We start from the raw sequence: 18,249 nt of genomic DNA, 5'->3' as shown, positions 1-18,249 counted from the left end.
AGTGACGGACAACGTACCGGCAACCCCGGAGGAAAAGATTTTCGACCTGGTGATCAGGGGCCGGCGGATCATGACGACCGCCGGTGTCAGGGCGCGCGAGGTCGGTGTGCTGAACGGGTCGATCACCGCCATCGTGCCCCTGGGTACGAACCTCAGCGGCGGGGTCGAACTGGATCTGGCTGACGATGAAACCCTCCTTCCCGGGCTCGTGGACAGTCATGTACACGTCAATGAGCCGGGCCGGACGGAGTGGGAAGGGTTCGCCTCCGCGACCAAGGCGGCAGCCGCAGGCGGTGTGACGACCATTATCGACATGCCGCTGAACAGCGTCCCACCGACGGTCACCGTCGATGCGCTGCGCCAGAAACGAGCTGTTGCCGCTGATCAGGTCTTCGTGGATGTCGGGTTCTGGGGCGGTGCGATCCCTGGGAACATCGCCGATCTCCGCGGTCTCCACGATGAAGGAGTCTTTGGCTTCAAGTGCTTCCTGCTGCACTCGGGCGTGGATGAATTTCCGCACCTGGAAGCCGACGAGATGGAAGCCGACATGGCGGAGCTGTCGAGTTTCGACTCCATCATGATCGTCCATGCCGAAGATTCCCGATCGATCGACCGGGCACCGACCGCTGAAGGCGACCAGTACTCCCGCTTCCTCGCCTCACGCCCCCGCGGTGCTGAGAATGTCGCGATCGCCGAGGTCATCGAACGGGCCCGATGGACAGGATCCCGAGCGCACATCCTTCACCTGTCCTCCTCGGATGCCTTGCCCATGATCGCAACAGCCAAGCGGGACGGTGTCCGCCTGACGGTGGAAACCTGTCCGCACTACCTGACCCTGCTGTCCGAGGAAATCCCCAACGGAGCCACCGCCTTCAAGTGCTGCCCGCCCATCCGCGAAGCCTCGAACCGGGAACTACTGTGGCAGGGCCTGATCGACGGGACGATCGACTGCATCGTCTCGGATCACTCACCCAGCACCTTGGATCTGAAGGACCTCGAGAACGGTGACTTCGGCGTCGCCTGGGGCGGCGTGTCATCGCTCCAGCTCGGGCTCTCCCTCATCTGGACCGAGGCACGGCAGCGAGGCATACCCCTCGAGAAAGTGGTCGAATGGATGTCCAAGCGTCCAGCCGAGCTCGCTCGGCTGACCAGGAAGGGGCAGCTCGCACTCGGCTACGACGCGGACTTCGCTGTGTTCGCCGCCGACGACAGCTTCATCGTCGATGTCGAGAAGCTGCACCACAAGAACCCCATCAGCCCCTACGACCGCAAGCCGCTGACAGGGGTCGTCCGTCGGACCTATCTCCGCGGTGAACCCGTCAGCGTAGAGCACCCGCGTGGCCAGCTCATCCGCAGGGGCGCCAGCTGACGTAGCCGGCACGCTGACGCGAACGCGTCAGGACCCGCAAACAGCCAGGGAGGGGCACTGCTCCTACAGCACCCCTCCCTGGTCAGCTCTACTGCGCAGCGTTGACGCTCTCCAGCAGGCGGGCAACATGGCCCTGAGCATCGACGCCGTACTCGGCACTGATGACGGATCCCGTTGCATCCACAAGGACGGTCGACCGGAGGACGCCCGTCGTCACCTGCCCGTTGACGGTTTTCTCCCCGTAAGCGCCCCACGCACGCGCGACCGTCGCGTCAGGGTCGGAGAGCAGCGGATACGTCAGCTGCTCGGTCTCGGCGAAGGTCTGAAGCGCTTCGACGGGGTCCGGGGACACTCCGACGACGGAGAAGCCGAGAGCCTGGAACCGGGCGAGATTGTCCCTGAAGTCACATGCTTCTGTCGTGCATCCGGGGGTAGCTGCCTTCGGGTAGAAGTAGATCACTGCCCGTTGTCCCTGCAGATCAGTCAGGGCCACGTCCGGGCCGGATGCCTGGTGCAGCTTGAAAGGCGGTGCCTGATCGCCGTGAACCAACTTTTCCACTACATACCTCCGTTGTCTCGCTTGGCGGAACTTTTATTCCGTCTTGTGATATTACACAACCCTGTTCAGGAGCCACCATGCCCAAGGACCTGCACCTCATCCGCGAGGAGGTCTACCGCCGCAATCCGGGCGAGGCCGAGTTCCATCAGGCTGTCGACGAAGTGTTCGGCTGCCTGAGTCCAGTCCTTGAGAAGCACCCCGAATTCGCCGAGGCTGCCATCCTCGAGCGCCTCTGCGAGCCCGAGCGCCAGATCATCTTCCGTGTCCCCTGGGTCGATGACGCCGGTCAGGTACGCATCAACCGTGGTTTCCGCGTCGAGTTCAACTCGGCTCTCGGCCCCTACAAGGGGGGCCTGCGCTTCCATCCTTCCGTCTACCTGGGGATCGTGAAGTTCCTCGGCTTCGAGCAGATCTTCAAGAACGCCCTTACCGGCATGCCGATCGGCGGTGGCAAGGGGGGATCGGATTTCGACCCCCGGGGTAGGAGCAACGCCGAGATCATGCGCTTCTGCCAGTCCTTCATGACCGAGCTCTACCGGCACATCGGTGAATACACGGACGTCCCTGCGGGCGACATCGGGGTGGGAACACGCGAGATCGGCTACCTTTTCGGCCAGTACAAGCGCATCACCAATCGATACGAATCGGGGGTGCTGACCGGCAAGGGCAGGGGTTGGGGTGGTTCGCTCGTCCGCCCGGAAGCCACGGGCTATGGCACCGTCCTGTTCGTCCGCGAGATGCTGGCAACACGCAACCTCCGACTCGAGGACCAGCGGGTGGCCGTGTCCGGGTCCGGGAACGTTGCCCTGCACGCCATCGAAAAGGCCCAGGCACTCGGCGCGCACGTCGTCACCTGTTCGGATTCGACCGGCTACGTCGTCGACGAAGGCGGCATTGACGTCCGGCTGCTCAAGGAGATCAAGGAACAGCAGCGGGGCCGGGTGAGCGACTATGCCGCCCAGCGCGGTCGCGCCGCCCGCTTTGTTGCTGATGGTTCCGTCTGGGAGGTGGACGCGACTGTTGCCCTGCCCTGCGCGACCCAGAACGAGCTGGGCGAAGCTGCCGTGAAGCGACTCGTGGGGTCGGGACTTGTCGCCGTCGCGGAGGGAGCGAATATGCCCACCACGCCGGCAGCCATCACCCACCTCCAGAATTCGGGTGTCCTCTTCGGGCCGGGGAAGGCCGCGAATGCGGGCGGAGTCGCGACATCCGCCCTGGAGATGCAGCAGAACGCCAGCCGTGACGCCTGGTCGTTCAGTCACACGGAACGGAGGCTCGAAGCCATCATGACCGACATCCACCAGCGCTGCGCTGCCACCGCGGACGAATACGGCCTCCCGGGTAACTACGTCGCAGGAGCCAATATCGCCGGCTTCGTCCAGGTTGCCGACGCCATGCTGTCCCTCGGCGTCATCTGACCAGAAGTGCGCCATCCCATGAGGTGCTGGCAGGGCTGGTCCGAGGCGCTCATGACGTGAACCCCATGCCTTGACGCTTCGTGTCTCAAGTTCTACCGTTGTTCCATTCCTCAGAAGTTTTATTCCACATCGTGAAATGGGTAACTGCAATGACGCAAGTTGACCGCACACCAACCTCCGAGCAGCGCACGACAGCTCTCACCAATGTCAGCCCCCAGCTCTACAACACCGACCTGGCTCCCACGCAGCGCGAGGGCCGGCGGTGGAGCGCGTACAGCATCTTCACCCTGTGGGCGAACGATGTGCACAGCCTCGGGAACTACGCCTTCGCGATCGGGCTCTTCGCACTGGGACTGGGTGCCTGGCAGATCATGCTGTCCTTCCTGATCGGTGCCGTGCTGTTGTTCCTACTCCTGAACCTCTCGGGGTTCATGGGGGAAAAGACCGGCGTGCCCTTTCCAGTGATGAGCCGTATCGCGTTCGGTATCAAAGGAGCACAGATCCCGGCGATCGTCCGCGGGGGCGTCGCCATCGTCTGGTTCGGGGTTCAGACCTACCTCGCCTCCGTCGTCCTTCGCGTCCTGATCCTCGCCCTGGCCCCGAACCTTGCACCACTCGACGAGAATTCGATCCTCGGACTGTCGACGCTCGGGTGGATCAGCTTCATGGCTCTCTGGGTCCTCCAGGTCATCGTCGTCAGCTACGGCATGGAAATGATCCGCAAGTACGAAGCCTTCGCGGGCCCCGTCATCCTCGCCACCATGCTTGCCATCGCCATCTGGATGTTCAGCGAGGCAGGCGGATCCATCGCACTGTCGACACGCGAAAGCCTCACCGGAACACAGATGTGGCTGCAGATCTTCGCGGGCGGTGCCCTCTGGATCGCGATCTACGGAACCTTCGTCCTGAACTTCTGCGACTTCACCCGCGGCGCCACCTCCAAGCGCAGCATCACCCGAGGCAACTTCATCGGCATCCCGGTGAACATGCTGTTCTTCGGAGCCATCGTGGCCGTCCTCGCAGGCGCCCAGTACAAGCTCAACGGGCAGATCATCCACAGCCCTGCCGACATCGTCCAGACCATCCCCAACACGCTGTTCCTCGTCCTCGCGTGCCTGGCGCTGATCATCCTGACCGTCGCCGTGAACCTGATGGCGAACTTCGTCGCACCGATCTACATGCTGGCCAACCTTTTCCCCCGGACGCTCAACTTCAAGAGGGCCGGCTTCGTCAGCGCAGTCATCGGCGTCGTGATTCTTCCCTGGAATCTTTACAACTCGCCGGCCATCATCGTCTACTTCCTCGGCGGACTCGGCGCGATCCTCGGACCCCTGTTCGGGGTGATCATGGTCGATTACTGGATCATCCGGAAAGCCCAGATCAACGTCCCCGACCTGTTCACGACGAACCCGCTGGCAGACTACTTCTACTCCTCCGGCGTGAACCCCCGGGCGATTGCAGCCCTCATTCCCGCCGCCGTCGTCGCCATCCTCGTCGCCGTACTGCCCGTGTTCTCGGCGGCAGCAGGCTTCTCCTGGTTCATCGGTGCCGGTCTCGGCGCCGTCCTCTACTACCTCGTGGCAGACAAGAACCGTCTTCACCGCGACGTCTCCGCGGGAAGCCATCAGCGTTCCCTGCGCCCACTGAACCCGAATACGACGAAGGACAAGCCCATGCGCATTCTGGTGTTGAACGTCAACACAACGAAGTCCATGACGAAATCCATCGGAGAAGAAGCGGCGGCCGCCGCATCCCCCGGCACGGAAATCATCCCACTGACCCCGCTGTTCGGCGCGGAATCGGTCGAGGGCAACTTCGAGAGCTACCTCGCAGCGATCGCCGTCATGGAAACGGTGAAGCGGTATGACGGTCCCTACGACGCGGTCATCCAGGCCGGGTACGGGGAACACGGCCGTGAAGGGCTCCAGGAAATCCTGACGGTCCCTGTCGTTGACATCACCGAGGCCGCAGCAAGTACCGCGATGTTCCTCGGTCACCGCTACTCGGTGGTCACCACCCTGGACCGCACCGTCCCACTCATCGAAGACCGCCTCAAACTCGCAGGACTCACTGACCATTGCGCATCTGTGCGGGCAAGCGGCATGAGCGTGCTGGAACTCGAATCCGAACCAGAGCGAGCAGTCGAAGCAATCCTGCAGCAATCGCTTGCTGCCATCGAGCACGACCGAGCCGAAGTCATCTGCCTCGGCTGCGGCGGCATGGCAGGGCTGAAGGAGAAGGTCGCCGAACGCACCGGGGTGCCCGTCGTCGATGGCGTCGCGGCTGCCGTGAAAATAGCGGAAAGCCTTGTGTCGCTCGGACTCTCCACCTCCAAAATCCGTACCTATGCTCCGCCCCGGCCCAAGTTCATCAAGAACTGGCCCCCGAAAATCCCCCTCACCTGACCCCGTTACCCGCCGGCCGGCGGGCGTGACGCAAGAGCAGGACGACATCTGTCCCAGGCCGTCCTGCCACCACTTCATGAGTGCCGACGCCATCGGCAAGTAAGGTCCTCCATTGACTATCCACGCAAACGCAACGCACCTCGCCATGTGGCTCGAGCGGGAGGCGTTGGCGGAGGCCATGATCCCGCTGATCGGGCGCCTCTACCGCACCAATAACGTGGTGACGAGCATCCACGGGCGCAGCCTGATCAACAAATCCACGATGAACATCCTCAAGGCCCACCGGTTCGCCCGCCGCATCACCACCGAGGAACTCCGGCTCGAGGACACCGCCCCGCTGCTGGCGATCCTCGCGGACCTCGACCTCGGCGCCGCGGCGATCGACATCGGACGCCTGCGCAACGCCTACGACCACGCCGCCGCCGCCGGGGACACCCGGACCCTGGAGGAGTTCCTCCGCGCGGAGCTCGCCGACATCGTGGGCAAGGGCGGCCACGACGAGCGCACCAGCACCGACGTCGTCCTCTACGGCTTCGGCCGGATCGGCCGGCTCGTGGCCCGCCTGCTCATCGAGAAAGCCGGCGGCGGCCACGGCCTGCGCCTGCGCGCCGTCGTGGTCCGCCGCGGCGCCGACAACGACCTCGTCAAACGCGCCAGCCTGCTGCGCCGGGACTCCGTGCACGGCTCCTTCGACGGCACCATCCAGGTCGACGAGGCCACCAACACCATCACCGCCAACGGCATCCGCATCCAGGTCATCTACTCCGAGAACCCCGCCACCATCGACTACACCGCCTACGGCATCCGGGACGCCCTCGTCGTGGACAACACCGGCCGCTGGCGCGACGAGGCCGGCCTGTCCCAACACCTCATGAGCACCGGCGTCGGAAAGGTCCTGCTCACCGCACCCGGCAAGGGCGCCCTGAAGAACATCGTCCACGGCATCAACCACGACACCATCGAAGACAGCGACCGGATCATCACCGCCGCGTCCTGCACCACCAACGCCATCACCCCGGTCCTGAAAGCCATCCACGACCGCTACGGCGTCGCCCACGGCCACGTCGAGACCGTGCACTCCTTCACCAACGACCAGAACCTCATCGACAACTTCCACCGCGGCGACCGCCGCGGCCGCTCCGCGGCCCTGAACATGGTCCTCACCGAAACCGGGGCCGCGACCGCCGTCGCCAAAGCCCTCCCGGAACTGGCCGGCAAACTCACCGGCAGCAGCATCCGCGTCCCCACCCCGGACGTGTCCATCGCCATCCTGAACCTCACCCTGGACCAGGCCACCACCAAGGACGAGATCAACACCTACCTCCGGGAAGTCTCCCTCCACTCCGGGATGCGCAAACAGATCGACTACATCGACAGCCCCGAAGTCGTCTCCACCGACTTCGTCGGCTCCCGCCGCGCCGGCATCGTCGACGGCCTCGCGACCATCGCCGACGGCCACCACGCCGTGCTCTACATCTGGTACGACAACGAATTCGGCTACAGCTGCCAGGTCGTCCGCGTCCTCGAGGAAATGGCCGCCGTCCACCCACCCACCTACCCCACCACCCACACCGACACCGACACCGACACCGACATCACTGCCGGGGCACTCCTTGCCACTCACACGGCATAACACCATGGAGCAATCAGGCACCGACGACGGGAGGACAAGGATGCCGCAACCTCGACGACGAAGAGTGAGAGCCATGCCTCTCCCGCCGGCCGCTCGTCCATCAGCCCCGAGCGCACAGGACGTCTGGGAGGATCTACACCCCCATGACCAGGTCCTGGTCCGTGAGTGTGGGCGGACCCCCTATCGAGCAGTCGTCGATGCGCTGACCCCAGACGCGAGTGTCGTATGGGTTCTCCCGTTGACTGCCGGCTCACGACGCGCGTTCCATTGTGCTGATGAGGTGGAGATCCTGTCGGTGCGCCCACCCGCGCGGGATGGCGCACCGGAGCGATAGGGCGTCGACGATCCGCGAACCCTCGTAGCTCTTCAAGCCCTGATACCTACCTCGGCGATGATTGTGCGCCCTCGGATCCGTCAGATGGGTGGAACCGGAAAATCACTCGAGAGACGGGAAGCAGCACATGGGACGGATCAGTGTCACCGAGAGCATCACGCTGGACGGCGTCATGCAGGGCCCCGGCCGGCCGGACGAGGACAGGCGCGGCGGATTCACCCGGGGTGGGTGGGGCGACGGCTACCAGGACCACGTCTCCCTGCAGTTCATGGGTGAAGGCATGGCCGGCGGGGGGATGATGCTGTTCGGCCGACGGACCTACGAGGACGTGCTCGGCTACTGGACGGCGATGACCGGACCCAACCCGTTCACGGACTACCTGACGCAGGTGCGGAAGTACGTCGTGTCCCGCTCGTCCACTGCCGCGTTGCAGCATCCGAATTCGATCCTGCTCGGTGGCGACGCCCGCGAGACGGTCCGCCGCCTGAAGGAGGACACGGACGGCGCCATCACGATCATCGGGAGCGGCGAGCTGGTCCGGGCCCTGCAGGAGGCTGGGCTCGTGGACGAGTACATCCTGCAGATCCATCCCATCGTGCTCGGATCAGGAGCCACGCTGTTCGGGGCGTCCGACCGCAGGGACCTGACGCTCCGGCGGTCGGTCACCACGACCACGGGCGTCATCGTCGCGCACTACGCCGTCGCCCCGCCCTCGTAGGGAGGGCGCCGGGCGCTGCCACTACCGGCCGAAGCCCCGCAGCCGCAGCGAGTTGGCGACGACGAGCACCGAGCTCGCCGCCATCGCGGCGCCGGCGAGCATCGGGTTGAGCAGCCCGAAGGCCGCGACCGGGATGCCGACGGCGTTGTAGAAGAACGCCCAGAAGAGGTTCCCCTTGATGGTGCCGAGCGTCCGGCGCGAGAGCTCGATGGCCTGGGCCACCTGCTCCAGGCTGTTGCCCATCACCGTGAGGTCGGCCGCCTCGATGGCCACGTCCGTCCCCGAGCCCATCGCGATACCGAGGTCCGCCTGGGCCAGGGCCGCGGCGTCGTTGACGCCGTCGCCCGCCATGGCGACGGTGGCCCCCGCGGCCTGGAGGTCCCGGATGGCCTCCACCTTGCCTGCCGGCGTCACGCCCGCGCGCACGTCCGCCGCGTCGATGCCCACAGACTCGGCGACGCGCAGCGCCACGGCGCGGTTGTCGCCCGTGAGCAGAACGGGCCGCAGCCCGAGCCGGCGCAGGCGCTCGACGGCGGTCGCCGAACCGTCCTTCACGGTGTCGGACAGTGTGATGAAGCCCGCGACGGTGTCGTCGAGCGCCACCCACACCGCGGTCGTCCCGGCCTCCTGGGCGGCACCGAAGGCTGCGGCCCCGGCGTCCGTGGGACGGATGCCGTGGTGCTCCAGCCAGCCGGCCTGCCCGGCCGTGACCGTCACGCCGTCGACGTCCCCGCGCACGCCTCCGCCCGGGGCACTCGAGAATCCGCGCACCTCTGGCAATGGCCCGAACCCCTCGGCGTGCTGCGCGATCGCCCGGGCGATCGGGTGTTCGCTCGCTGCCTCGACCGCACCTGCGAGGCGGAGCACCTCGGCCGCGGAGAAGGCGGGGGCGCCCGGCGTACCTGCCAGGGCGACGACGTCGCCGACGGCCATGACGCCGGTGGTGACAGTGCCTGTCTTGTCGAGCACGATGGTGTCCACGGTGCGTGTGTCCTCGAGGACCTGGGGTCCGCGGATGAGGATGCCGAGCTGGGCGCCGCGGCCCGTGCCGGTCAGGAGCGCCGTCGGTGTCGCGAGGCCGAGCGCGCAGGGGCAGGCGATGACCAGGACTGTCACGGACGCCGTGAAGGCGGCATCGAGATCCCCGGTGAGCACGAGCCACAGCACGAAGGTGAGGACCGCGAGCACCAGGACCACGGGGACGAAGACCGCGCTGATGCGGTCCGCGAGCCGGGCGATCCGCGCCTTGCCGCTCTGCGCCTGGCTGACCAGGCGGCCCATGGAGGAGAGCACGGTGTCGGAGCCGACACGTGTCGCCCGGACCACGAGCCTGCCGGACGTGTTGATGGTGGCTCCCGTGACGGCGTCGCCCGGGGTGACCTCGACGGGGATGCTCTCACCCGTCAGCAGGGCGGTGTCGACGGCGCTGTGGCCGTCGGTGACGATGCCATCGGTCGCGATCTTCTCCCCGGGACGCACCACGAACTCGTCGCCCGGGATGAGCGTGTCGGCGGGGATGGTGACCTCGGTGCGCCGGCCGTCCACAGTGCGCAGCACGCGCGCCTCCTTGGCTCCGAGGCTCAGGAGCGATTTCAGCGCGTTCCCCGCCCGCCGCTTGGCGGACGCTTCGAGGAAACGGCCGAGCAGCAGGAACGTCACGACGACGGCGGCGACCTCGAAGTAGAGGGAGGGGGCATCCATCGTCATCCCCTCGACGCCCCCGTGCTTCGTCAGGGCAGGATCGCTGAAGAGTTGCCAGGCCGAGAACAGGAACGCCGCCGTGACGCCGATCGAGACGAGCGTGTCCATGGTGGAGGACAGGTGCCGCGCATTGACCGCGGCCGCGCGGTGGAACGGCCAGGCGGACCACGTCACGACGGGCAGGGCCAGGGCGAACACCACCCAGCCCCAGTCCGGGAACTGCAGGCCCGGCACCATGGAGATCAGCAGGACCGGGACGGACAGGACGGCGGCGAGGGCCAGGCGCGCTCCGAGGAGCGAGGGCGTGTGGTCGTGCGTGTCCCCGGGGTGGTCGGGGTGCACCACGTGCGCGCCGTACCCGGTGGCGACGACCGTGTCGATCAGGTCCTGGTCGCTGACGGAGGCGGGCACGCGGACCACGGCGCTCTCCAGGGGCAGGTTCACGCTCGCCTCCACGCCGTCGAGCTTGCCGAGCTTGCGTTCGACCCGGCTCACGCAGGAGGCGCACGTCATCCCCTGGATGGCGAGCTCGACCACGCGCTGCTCCTGTCCCGTGCCCGGGATCTGCTGGGTGGTCATGTCAGGATGCGACCGGCACCACGGTGTACCCGGCCTCGGCGACGGCTCCGTCGATCGACGCGGCGTCCAGCGGTGCGGAGGACGAGATGGTGGCGGTCGATGTACCGCCGTTGACGAGCTCGACGTCGACGGCCTCGACGCCGGGCAGCTCCGACAGCTCGCTCTGCACGGCGCTGACGCAGTGGCCGCAGGTCATGCCGGTGATGCCGATCGTGGTGGTGGTCATGGTTCTTCTCCTTGATGGGTGATGGGGTTTCCTAGCGCAGGAGCCGGCCGATCGCCGCCGTCGCTTCCTGGACCTTCTCCTGCACGGCGTCGTCGCTGCCGGAGGCCTGCGATTCCTGGGCCGCACCCACGACGCAGTGCGAGATGTGCTCCTCGAGCAGTCCCATGGAGACCGCGTGGAGGGCCTTGTTGACGGCCGCGACCTGGGTGAGGATGTCGATGCAGTACTGGTCCTCCTCGACCATGCGGGCGATCCCGCGGACCTGTCCCTCGATGCGGCGAAGCCGCTTGAGGTAGGCGTCCTTGTCCGCCGTGTAGCCGTAGGGCGCTGCGTGCTCGGTGCCGGCATTGCTCATTGTTGGGCTCCTCTCCTGCCTCCACTATACCCTTGGGGGGTATAACGCGCCACAGCGCTGTGTTCTTCCCACCGGAGGATCCGTGCGTTGAGGGAACACCCAGCGCGATGCCGTACGTTGGTTGACGGCATATCCCCGATCCAAGGACGTCCATGACCCTCTCGCTGTCAGGCTGGCAGAAGCGCGTCCTCCTGGCGCTCGCCGGAATCGCGGTGCTCGCTCTCTTCGCGTTGGCCTTCACCGCCGGGCGCGTCTCCTCGGGCCCCTCCTTCCCCGGCACCACCAGCGCCGATGCGGGCTTCGCCCGCGACATGCAGGTGCACCACAACCAGGCCGTCGAGATGTCCATGATCGTCCGCGACAACATCACCGATGAGACGCTCCGCGCGATCGCCTACGACATCGCCCTCACCCAGCAGCAGCAGGCGGGGCAGATGTACGCGTGGCTCGAGGAGTGGGGCCTGGACCAGAGCAGTCCGCAGCCGCGCATGGAGTGGATGGCGGCCGGGACCGGGGGCCACGACGGCATGGAGATGGGAACAGGCTCCGCCTCCATGCTCACGCCCGAGGGGCTCATGCCCGGCATGGCGACGGACGCCCAGCTCGACGAGCTGCGCGCCGCGCGCGGCGAGGACGCGGAGCGGCTGTACCTGAACCTCATGATCAACCATCACCGGGCGGGCGTGGACATGGCCCGCGCCGGCGCCGAACTGGCCGGGACGGACCAGGTCCGCACCCTCGCCACGAAGATCCAGTCCGGCCAGCAGGCCGAGATCACGCTGATGCAGAACATGCTCGACGCCCTGTAGGCCGCCGCAGTCCAGGACCCGCCCGCCGGGCGTCCGAGGACTGCCGCGCCCCGCCGGTAGATTGGTCTCCGGCGCTATCCGATCCGCGGTGAACGCCGCAGCCGCCCCAGCACGAAGGACACCCGTTGAACAAGAAGCGATCCCAGGAGAACCAGGACCGCCAGGCGCGCCTGGCCGCCATCCAGGCCCAGCAGCGGGCCGGTGAGCGCAAGCGCAACGCCCTGATCTTCGGTGGGATCGGCGCCGTGATCCTCGCCATCATCATCGCGGTGACCCTCGTGATCGTGAACCAGGTCCAGATGAACCGGGACCGTGAGCAGGCGGCGGCGCAAGGGATCGAGGGCGTCCAGGAGTACTCGGACCTCACGTTCGACCACGTCGACGGAACCGTCGAGTACGAGCAGTCGCCGCCCGTCGGGGGGAACCACAACCCGGTCTGGACCAACTGCGGTGTCTACACCGAGCCCGTCCCCAACGAGAACTCGGTGCACTCCATGGAGCACGGTGCCGTCTGGATCACGTACAACCCGGACATCGGCCAGGCGGAGATCGACAAGCTCACCGAACTGGTGGGAACGCGCTCCTACGTACTGCTCAGCCCGTACCCGGATCTCGACACCCCGATCGCTGCCAGCGCGTGGGGCCTGCAGCTGAAGGTCGACTCCGCCGACGACGCGCGACTCGGGACCTTCCTCGACAAGTACATCCAGGGCGAGCAGACCCGCGAGCCCGGTGCGGCCTGCTCCGGCGGGATCACTCCCGCCGGGCGCGCCTCCTAGCTCCTCGTGCCCGACGGCGCGGCGGACCGGCGTCCGGTCCGGGGACCGTGGTGACCCCCGACGTCGTCGTCGACCTCACGGTCCTCGAACGGAACATCGCCACGATGGCCCGCTCCACGCGGGAGCGCGGGCTCTCCCTGCGACCCCACGCCAAGACCCACAAGATGCCGCAGATCGCCCGCCGGCAGATCGCTGCCGGTGCGGTCGGACTGACGGTGGCGACCATCGGCGAGGCCGAGGTCTTCGCCGAGCACGGCGCCACCGACCTCTTCATCGCCTATCCGTTGTGGGTGGACCAGCAGGCCGCCACGCGCCTGCTCGCCCTGGCCGAGCGTGCGCGGCTGACCGTCGGTGCGGACTCGGTGGACGGCGCTCGGCAGCTCGCGCGCGCCTTGGGTGCCTCCGCCTCCCGCATCGCCGTCCGCGTGGAGCTGGACAGCGGACACCATCGCAGCGGTGCGTGCGCCACCGAGGCCGTCGACATCGCCCGGGCCGCCACGGAGGCGGGGCTCGCGGTCACCGGCCTGTTCACCTTCCCGGGGCACAGCTACGGGCCGGACGCCGCGTCCTCGGCCGTCGCGGACGAGCAGGAGACCCTCCGCCGGGCCGCGGACTCCCTGCGGGAGGCGGGCTACGCGGACCTCGAACTCAGCGGCGGATCGACGCCGTCGGCGTCGCTGGCGACGGGCGCGACCCTGACGGAGCTGCGTCCGGGTGTCTACGTCTTCGGCGACGCCCAGCAGTGGGAGCTCGGCCACTGCGCTCCGGAGGACATCGCCCTCACCGTCCACAGCACCGTGGTGAGCCGCCGCCCAGGGACCGCCGGACAGGCGGATCGCCTCGTCCTCGACGCGGGCAGCAAGGTCCTCGGCAGCGACAGGGCGGCGTGGGCCACGGGATACGGCCGCCTGCCGGACCACCCCGAGGCCCGGGTCGTCGCCCTCTCGGAACATCACGCCACCGTCGAGTGGTCCGGTGCACGGATGCCCCCGCTGGGTACGCGGCTGCGCGTGGTCCCGAACCACGTGTGCCTCACCGTCAACCTCGTGGACGAGGTGCAGGTGGTACGCGACGGCGTCGTCGAGGACCGGTGGCCCGTTGCGGCGCGGGGCAGGAACAGCTAGACGATCCCGCACCGTCCGCCCGGCGCGCCACCGGTCCATCGGGGCCCCTAGACTGTCCGTGAACGGGACACCACGACCGGTCCCGCGCCGCCGTCGATGCAGGGGAGCAGCCATGACGAACCATCGTGCAGCAGTCGCCACGGCGAGCGTCTCCCTCCTGCTGATCGCCCTCACGGGGTGCGGTGGTGGCGGCACGGCGGCGGTTCCCGAGCCGCCGGCCGAAGGCAATGTGCTCGATGCAGCCGACGTCCTGACCGCTGCTCAGGAGCAGGAGCTCGACGCGCTCATCGACGAGCAGAACAGCCGCACCGATGCCGCCCGCGTGGCCGTCCTGACCGTGGAGGACGCGAGCGGCTCCATCGAGGACTACGCCCGGTCCGTCGCGGCGGAGTGGGGCGTGGGCGACGACGGCGCGGACAACGGCGTGCTCGTGGTCGCGGACACCGGGGAGCGCGAGCTGCGCATCGAGACCGCCGACGGGGCCCGCGAGACCTTCTCGGACGACGACGCCGAGCAGGTCATCGAGGACGTCCTCGAACCGGCCTTCGCCGACGAGGAGTACGCCCGGGGCCTGACGGAGGCCGTCGGCCAGATCTACGGCTACGCGCAGGGCCAGGATCCGGTGAAGGAGCCCTTCGACTGGGGCCTCCTCGCGGGAGTGGCCGGTGGTGCTGCCGCCGTCATCGGAGCCTTCATCTGGTGGGCCGTGGCGCACTCCCGACGCCGTCGCCGCGAGGCCGACGAGGAGATCCGCGCGGCCGAGGACGCCGACCCGGACCTGCGCCTGACCGAGAAGCAGCGCGAGGCGTACCGGAAATACCGGTACAGCCACCGCGGTGGCGACGCCGTCTCCAACCCGGCCGTGTGGCTTCCCCTCTACATCGCCAACCCGGCGCTCTATTCCGGCGGCACCGGGGCCACCGCCTCGGGATCCTCCTTCAACGGGGGCGGAGGGTTCAGCGGCGGCGGGGCGTCGGGCAGCTACTGACCCGGGGTCCCGGACCGGGGGTCCGGTCCTGACACGACGTACCCGTGGGGACGCAGCGCATCGGTACCGACGGGCGGCACCGAGCTGCCGCTACTGGTCGACGGCGGCGCCGATCGGCTCGAGCACGACGTCGGGGTAGTCCTTCCGGAAGTGCCCCACCTTCCACTTGTCACCGAACACGGCGACGATCTCGCCGTCGGCCCGGAACAGGATCTCGCCGCCACGGAACGTCTCGGGTACGCCCTGGCTCTCCGGGGCCACGCGCATGGCGAGCGTGTAGGAGAGGTGGTCGAGTGATGTCGGAGCATTGAACTCGGTGCCGAGACGCTCGGCCGCGACCTCGAACTGCAGGGCTCCGACGGCGGCGAGCACGGGCGCCTGGTCGCCGCGGAGGTCCGAACGCAGCACCTGCACCACGCCCTCGTGCTCGAGCTGCTCGATACCGCGGCGGAACTGCTTGTAGCGGCCCGGATCCTTGGCCCGCGCGACGGCGAAGAGCTCGGGGGAGAAGCGCGGGATGTCGGGGAACTGCACGGGCTGTTCGGCGAAGAGGCTGTCACCCACGCGGAGGCTCGTCGCGTTCACGAGGCCCACGACGTCGCCCGGCCAGGCCGTGTCCACCACCTCGCGGCTGCGCCCGAGGACGCGGTGCGCGTACTTGGTGGCGAAGGGCTTGCCCGTGCGCTGGTTGGTGATGACCATGCCGCGCTCGAAGGTCCCCGAACAGATGCGGAGGTAGGCGATGTGGTCGCGGTGGGCGCTGTCCTGGCCGGCCTGCACCTTGAACACGAAGCCGGACATGGGCGCATCGATGGGGCGGGGCTCCTGCTCCTTGGACGGGCGCGGCGACGGGGAGGGGGCTACGTCCACGAGGATGTCGAGGAGCTGGGAGACCCCGAAGTTCTTCGCCGCGGCCGCGAACAGGACGGGCGTCTGGCGTGCGGCCTCGAACTCCTCGCGGTCGAAGGTGCCGTTCGAGGACTCGACGAGGCCCGACTCCTCGCGCGCGTCGAGCCAGGCACCGGCATCCCGGGGATCGAGGGCGTCGATGTCCACCTCGGTCTCCGCGGCGGCCTGGGCGCCGGCCTCCACGGCCTCGAGCGCGATGGCCCGCTCCGCGCGCAGGTCGATCAGGCCCTGGAAGTCACCGGCGATGCCGGCCGGCCAGGTCAGCGGCACCGGGGTCATGCCGGTGCGCTCGCCGACGTCGTCGATCAGGCCGAGGGCATCGAGGCCCGGACGGTCCCACTTGTTGATGACGGTGATGATGGGGATGTTGCGGGCCTTGCACACGGCCAGCAGCTTGACGGTCTGCGGTTCGAAGCCCTTGGCGGCGTCGATGAGCATGACGGCGGAGTCGACGGCGGCGAGGACCCGGTAGGTGTCCTCCGAGAAGTCCGCGTGCCCGGGGGTGTCCACGACGTTGAGGATGGTGTCGCGGTAGGTCAGCTGCAGGGCGGCCGAACTGATCGAGATACCGCGCTCCTGCTCGATGCCCATCCAGTCCGAGACGGTGGCATGGCGGCTCGACTTGCCGTGCGTGACACCGGCGTCCTGGATGGCGCGCGCGAGGAGTGCGAGTGCCTCCGTCAGGGTCGACTTCCCAGCATCGGGGTGCGAGATGACGGCGAACGTCCGGCGGCGTCCGGCCTCACGGCGGACGGCGTCTGCGTCAAGGACAGGGGATTCGGTAAGCAGGGCCACCCTTCCATTGTCCCCGATGACCGGGAGGCGTCCGGCGGGAAGGGCGCCTGTTCGCTGTACGCATGGAAGACGGGCCGGGAATCCCCCGAAGCTATTGACAATAGCTTTAAAGCTAACTATATTAGCCACATGACCCGACACCAGTTCTTCGCCCGAGCGGACACCCTCCACCTGGCGGTTCCGGGCGGCACGATCGCCTACGACCTCCAGGGCGCCGGCCCCCTCGTCCTCCTGGTCCCCGGGATGGGGGAGCTGCGCTCCTCGTACCGCCTCCTCGCTCCGGCACTGGTCGAGGCCGGTTACCGGGTCGCGATGGTCGATCTGCGCGGACACGGCGACAGCAGTGCGTCCTTCACGTCCTACGGCGACGTCGAGACGGCCTCTGACATCGCCCTGCTGCTGCGCGAGCTCGCGGTCCCCGCCGTGATCGTCGGGAACTCCATGGCGGCCGGAGCGGCCGTGATCGCCGCAGCCGAGCAGCCCGCCCTCGTCACCGGCCTGGTGCTCGTCGGTCCCTTCGTGCGCAACCCGCCCTCGAGCGGCCCCCTGCAGCGCCTGCTGTTCCGGGTTCTGATGGCCCGCCCCTGGGCCGCCCCGGTGTGGAACGCCTACCTGCCGATGCTGTACGCGGGCCGGAAGCCCGCGGACTTCCCGGAGTACCGGAAGGCGGTCCTCGCCGCGCTCAGGCGCCCGGGGTACACGAGGGCGTTCAGCCTCACCACCCGCACCGACCACGGACCGGCCGCCGAGAGCCTGCCGGCAGTGCAGGCGCCGACGCTCGTGATCATGGGGGAGAAGGACCCGGACTTCAAGGATCCGCAGGCCGAGGCCCGGTGGATCACCGGGGCGCTCGGCGGGTCGATGGTCATGATCCCGGACGCCGGGCACTACCCGCAGTCGCAGCAGCCGGAGCCGACCGCGGCAGCCGTCGTCGGATTCCTCCGGACGCTCGGGCACCATGCCTAGGGCCGGGCTGAGCACCGCCGCCGTCGTCGAACGCGCAGCGCGCCTGATCGACGATCAGGGGCCCGGCGCCCTGAGCCTGGCGGCGCTCGCGGAGAGCCTGGGCGTCCGGGCGCCGTCCCTCTACAAGCACGTCGACGGCATGCCCGGGCTCGAACGCGCCCTCATGATCCGTGCGAAGGAGGATCTGGCCCTGGCCCTCGGTCAGGCCGCCGTCGGACGCTCCCGCGACGACGCGATCGCGGGAGTCTCAGCGGCCTATCGCACCTGGGCGCTCGAGCACCCCGGGCAGTACCCGCTGACCATCCGCGCCCCCGCCCCGGGAGACGCCGCGGACGAGGCGGCGTCCTCCGCCGTCGTCGACATCGTGTTCAGCGTGCTCGCCGGCTACGACCTGCACGAGAGTGACGCCGTCGACGCCACGCGCTTCCTGCGGTCCGCCCTGCACGGCTTCGTCGCCCTCGAGACGGGCGGCGCCTTCGCCCTCCCCGTCGATACGGAGCGCAGCTTCACCCGCCTCGTCGGGAGCGTCACCACTGCCCTGTCCGAATGGTCACGGGCGTGGTCACGGCCGTGATCGCGGTC

The 18,249-nt window shown here is 68.1% G+C and carries 16 protein-coding genes and 1 pseudogene; 12 read left to right on the top strand and 5 right to left on the bottom strand.

What is annotated here, in order from left to right; genetic code table 11:
• Position 1: 1 nt before the first annotated feature.
• Positions 2–1,369 carry an allantoinase AllB gene (allB, locus tag QFZ50_RS14960; protein ID WP_307085487.1) on the top strand — a complete coding sequence of 456 codons (1,368 nt, stop codon included), beginning with the start codon at positions 2–4 and terminating at the stop codon, positions 1,367–1,369.
• 88 nt (positions 1,370–1,457) lie between these two features.
• On the opposite strand, the gene QFZ50_RS14955 is transcribed toward allB, so the two are convergent.
• The gene (locus QFZ50_RS14955) at positions 1,458–1,928 is read right to left on the bottom strand and encodes a peroxiredoxin (RefSeq protein ID WP_307085485.1); all 471 of its coding nucleotides are present in this window, start codon (positions 1,926–1,928) and stop codon (positions 1,458–1,460) included.
• Between the two features lie 77 nt (positions 1,929–2,005).
• Between QFZ50_RS14955 and gdhA the strand changes: the two genes are divergently transcribed.
• The 5 genes and pseudogenes from gdhA to QFZ50_RS14930 all read left to right on the top strand — a co-directional run bounded on the left by gdhA (position 2,006) and on the right by QFZ50_RS14930 (position 8,436).
• Positions 2,006–3,346, top strand: a complete 1,341-nt coding sequence (gdhA, locus tag QFZ50_RS14950; RefSeq protein WP_307085484.1) for an NADP-specific glutamate dehydrogenase — start codon at positions 2,006–2,008, stop codon at positions 3,344–3,346.
• Between the two features lie 149 nt (positions 3,347–3,495).
• Positions 3,496–4,993 (top strand): annotated as a pseudogene (locus QFZ50_RS14945) (NCS1 family nucleobase:cation symporter-1).
• Positions 4,994–5,019: 26 nt separating this feature from the next.
• The gene (locus QFZ50_RS14940) at positions 5,020–5,751 is read left to right on the top strand and encodes an aspartate/glutamate racemase family protein (RefSeq protein WP_307086839.1); all 732 of its coding nucleotides are present in this window, start codon (positions 5,020–5,022) and stop codon (positions 5,749–5,751) included.
• Between the two features lie 118 nt (positions 5,752–5,869).
• On the top strand, positions 5,870–7,384 hold the full coding sequence (locus QFZ50_RS14935; RefSeq protein ID WP_307086837.1) for a glyceraldehyde-3-phosphate dehydrogenase: 1,515 nt from the start codon (positions 5,870–5,872) through the stop codon (positions 7,382–7,384).
• Positions 7,385–7,845: 461 nt separating this feature from the next.
• Positions 7,846–8,436 carry a dihydrofolate reductase family protein gene (locus tag QFZ50_RS14930; protein ID WP_307085482.1) on the top strand — a complete coding sequence of 197 codons (591 nt, stop codon included), beginning with the start codon at positions 7,846–7,848 and terminating at the stop codon, positions 8,434–8,436.
• A gap of 21 nt (positions 8,437–8,457) precedes the next feature.
• Here QFZ50_RS14930 and QFZ50_RS14925 read toward each other — a convergent pair whose 3' ends face one another.
• The 3 genes from QFZ50_RS14925 to QFZ50_RS14915 are packed head-to-tail and all read right to left on the bottom strand — an operon-like array spanning position 8,458 to position 11,297.
• The gene (locus QFZ50_RS14925) at positions 8,458–10,716 is read right to left on the bottom strand and encodes a heavy metal translocating P-type ATPase (protein WP_307085480.1); all 2,259 of its coding nucleotides are present in this window, start codon (positions 10,714–10,716) and stop codon (positions 8,458–8,460) included.
• A gap of 1 nt (position 10,717) precedes the next feature.
• Entirely contained in the window at positions 10,718–10,942 is a 225-nt protein-coding gene (locus QFZ50_RS14920) for a heavy-metal-associated domain-containing protein (RefSeq protein ID WP_307085479.1), read from the bottom strand.
• A 31-nt stretch (positions 10,943–10,973) separates the two neighbouring features.
• A complete protein-coding gene (locus QFZ50_RS14915) occupies positions 10,974–11,297 on the bottom strand; it encodes a metal-sensitive transcriptional regulator (protein ID WP_307085477.1) in 324 nt (107 codons plus the stop codon).
• 152 nt (positions 11,298–11,449) lie between these two features.
• On the opposite strand from QFZ50_RS14915, the gene QFZ50_RS14910 reads away from it, so the two are divergent.
• The 4 genes from QFZ50_RS14910 to QFZ50_RS14895 all read left to right on the top strand — a co-directional run bounded on the left by QFZ50_RS14910 (position 11,450) and on the right by QFZ50_RS14895 (position 14,997).
• Complete coding sequence (locus QFZ50_RS14910) at positions 11,450–12,106, top strand: DUF305 domain-containing protein (RefSeq protein WP_307085475.1); 657 nt, start codon at positions 11,450–11,452, stop codon at positions 12,104–12,106.
• A gap of 125 nt (positions 12,107–12,231) precedes the next feature.
• On the top strand, positions 12,232–12,885 hold the full coding sequence (locus QFZ50_RS14905; RefSeq protein ID WP_307085473.1) for a DUF3105 domain-containing protein: 654 nt from the start codon (positions 12,232–12,234) through the stop codon (positions 12,883–12,885).
• Between the two features lie 47 nt (positions 12,886–12,932).
• Positions 12,933–14,009, top strand: a complete 1,077-nt coding sequence (locus QFZ50_RS14900; protein WP_307085471.1) for an alanine racemase — start codon at positions 12,933–12,935, stop codon at positions 14,007–14,009.
• A gap of 112 nt (positions 14,010–14,121) precedes the next feature.
• Positions 14,122–14,997: a TPM domain-containing protein gene (locus QFZ50_RS14895; protein WP_307085469.1), complete on the top strand. Its 876-nt coding sequence runs from the start codon at positions 14,122–14,124 to the stop codon at positions 14,995–14,997.
• Positions 14,998–15,087: 90 nt separating this feature from the next.
• Here the strand turns inward: QFZ50_RS14895 and QFZ50_RS14890 are convergent, their stop codons facing one another.
• Positions 15,088–16,701, bottom strand: a complete 1,614-nt coding sequence (locus tag QFZ50_RS14890; protein WP_307085467.1) for a peptide chain release factor 3 — start codon at positions 16,699–16,701, stop codon at positions 15,088–15,090.
• Between the two features lie 129 nt (positions 16,702–16,830).
• On the opposite strand from QFZ50_RS14890, the gene QFZ50_RS14885 reads away from it, so the two are divergent.
• Positions 16,831–17,667 carry an alpha/beta fold hydrolase gene (locus QFZ50_RS14885; RefSeq protein WP_307085466.1) on the top strand — a complete coding sequence of 279 codons (837 nt, stop codon included), beginning with the start codon at positions 16,831–16,833 and terminating at the stop codon, positions 17,665–17,667.
• Positions 17,660–18,241 carry a TetR/AcrR family transcriptional regulator gene (locus QFZ50_RS14880; protein WP_307085464.1) on the top strand — a complete coding sequence of 194 codons (582 nt, stop codon included), beginning with the start codon at positions 17,660–17,662 and terminating at the stop codon, positions 18,239–18,241. The genes QFZ50_RS14885 and QFZ50_RS14880 overlap by 8 nt, the downstream gene beginning before the upstream one ends.
• Positions 18,242–18,249: the final 8 nt, after the last annotated feature.

This window comes from Arthrobacter agilis (genome assembly GCF_030816075.1).
Taxonomy (GTDB): Bacteria; Actinomycetota; Actinomycetes; order Actinomycetales; family Micrococcaceae; genus Arthrobacter_D; species Arthrobacter_D agilis_E.
Note: the sequence above shows the minus strand (reverse complement) of the source record. Positions and strands in the feature narration are given on the sequence as shown.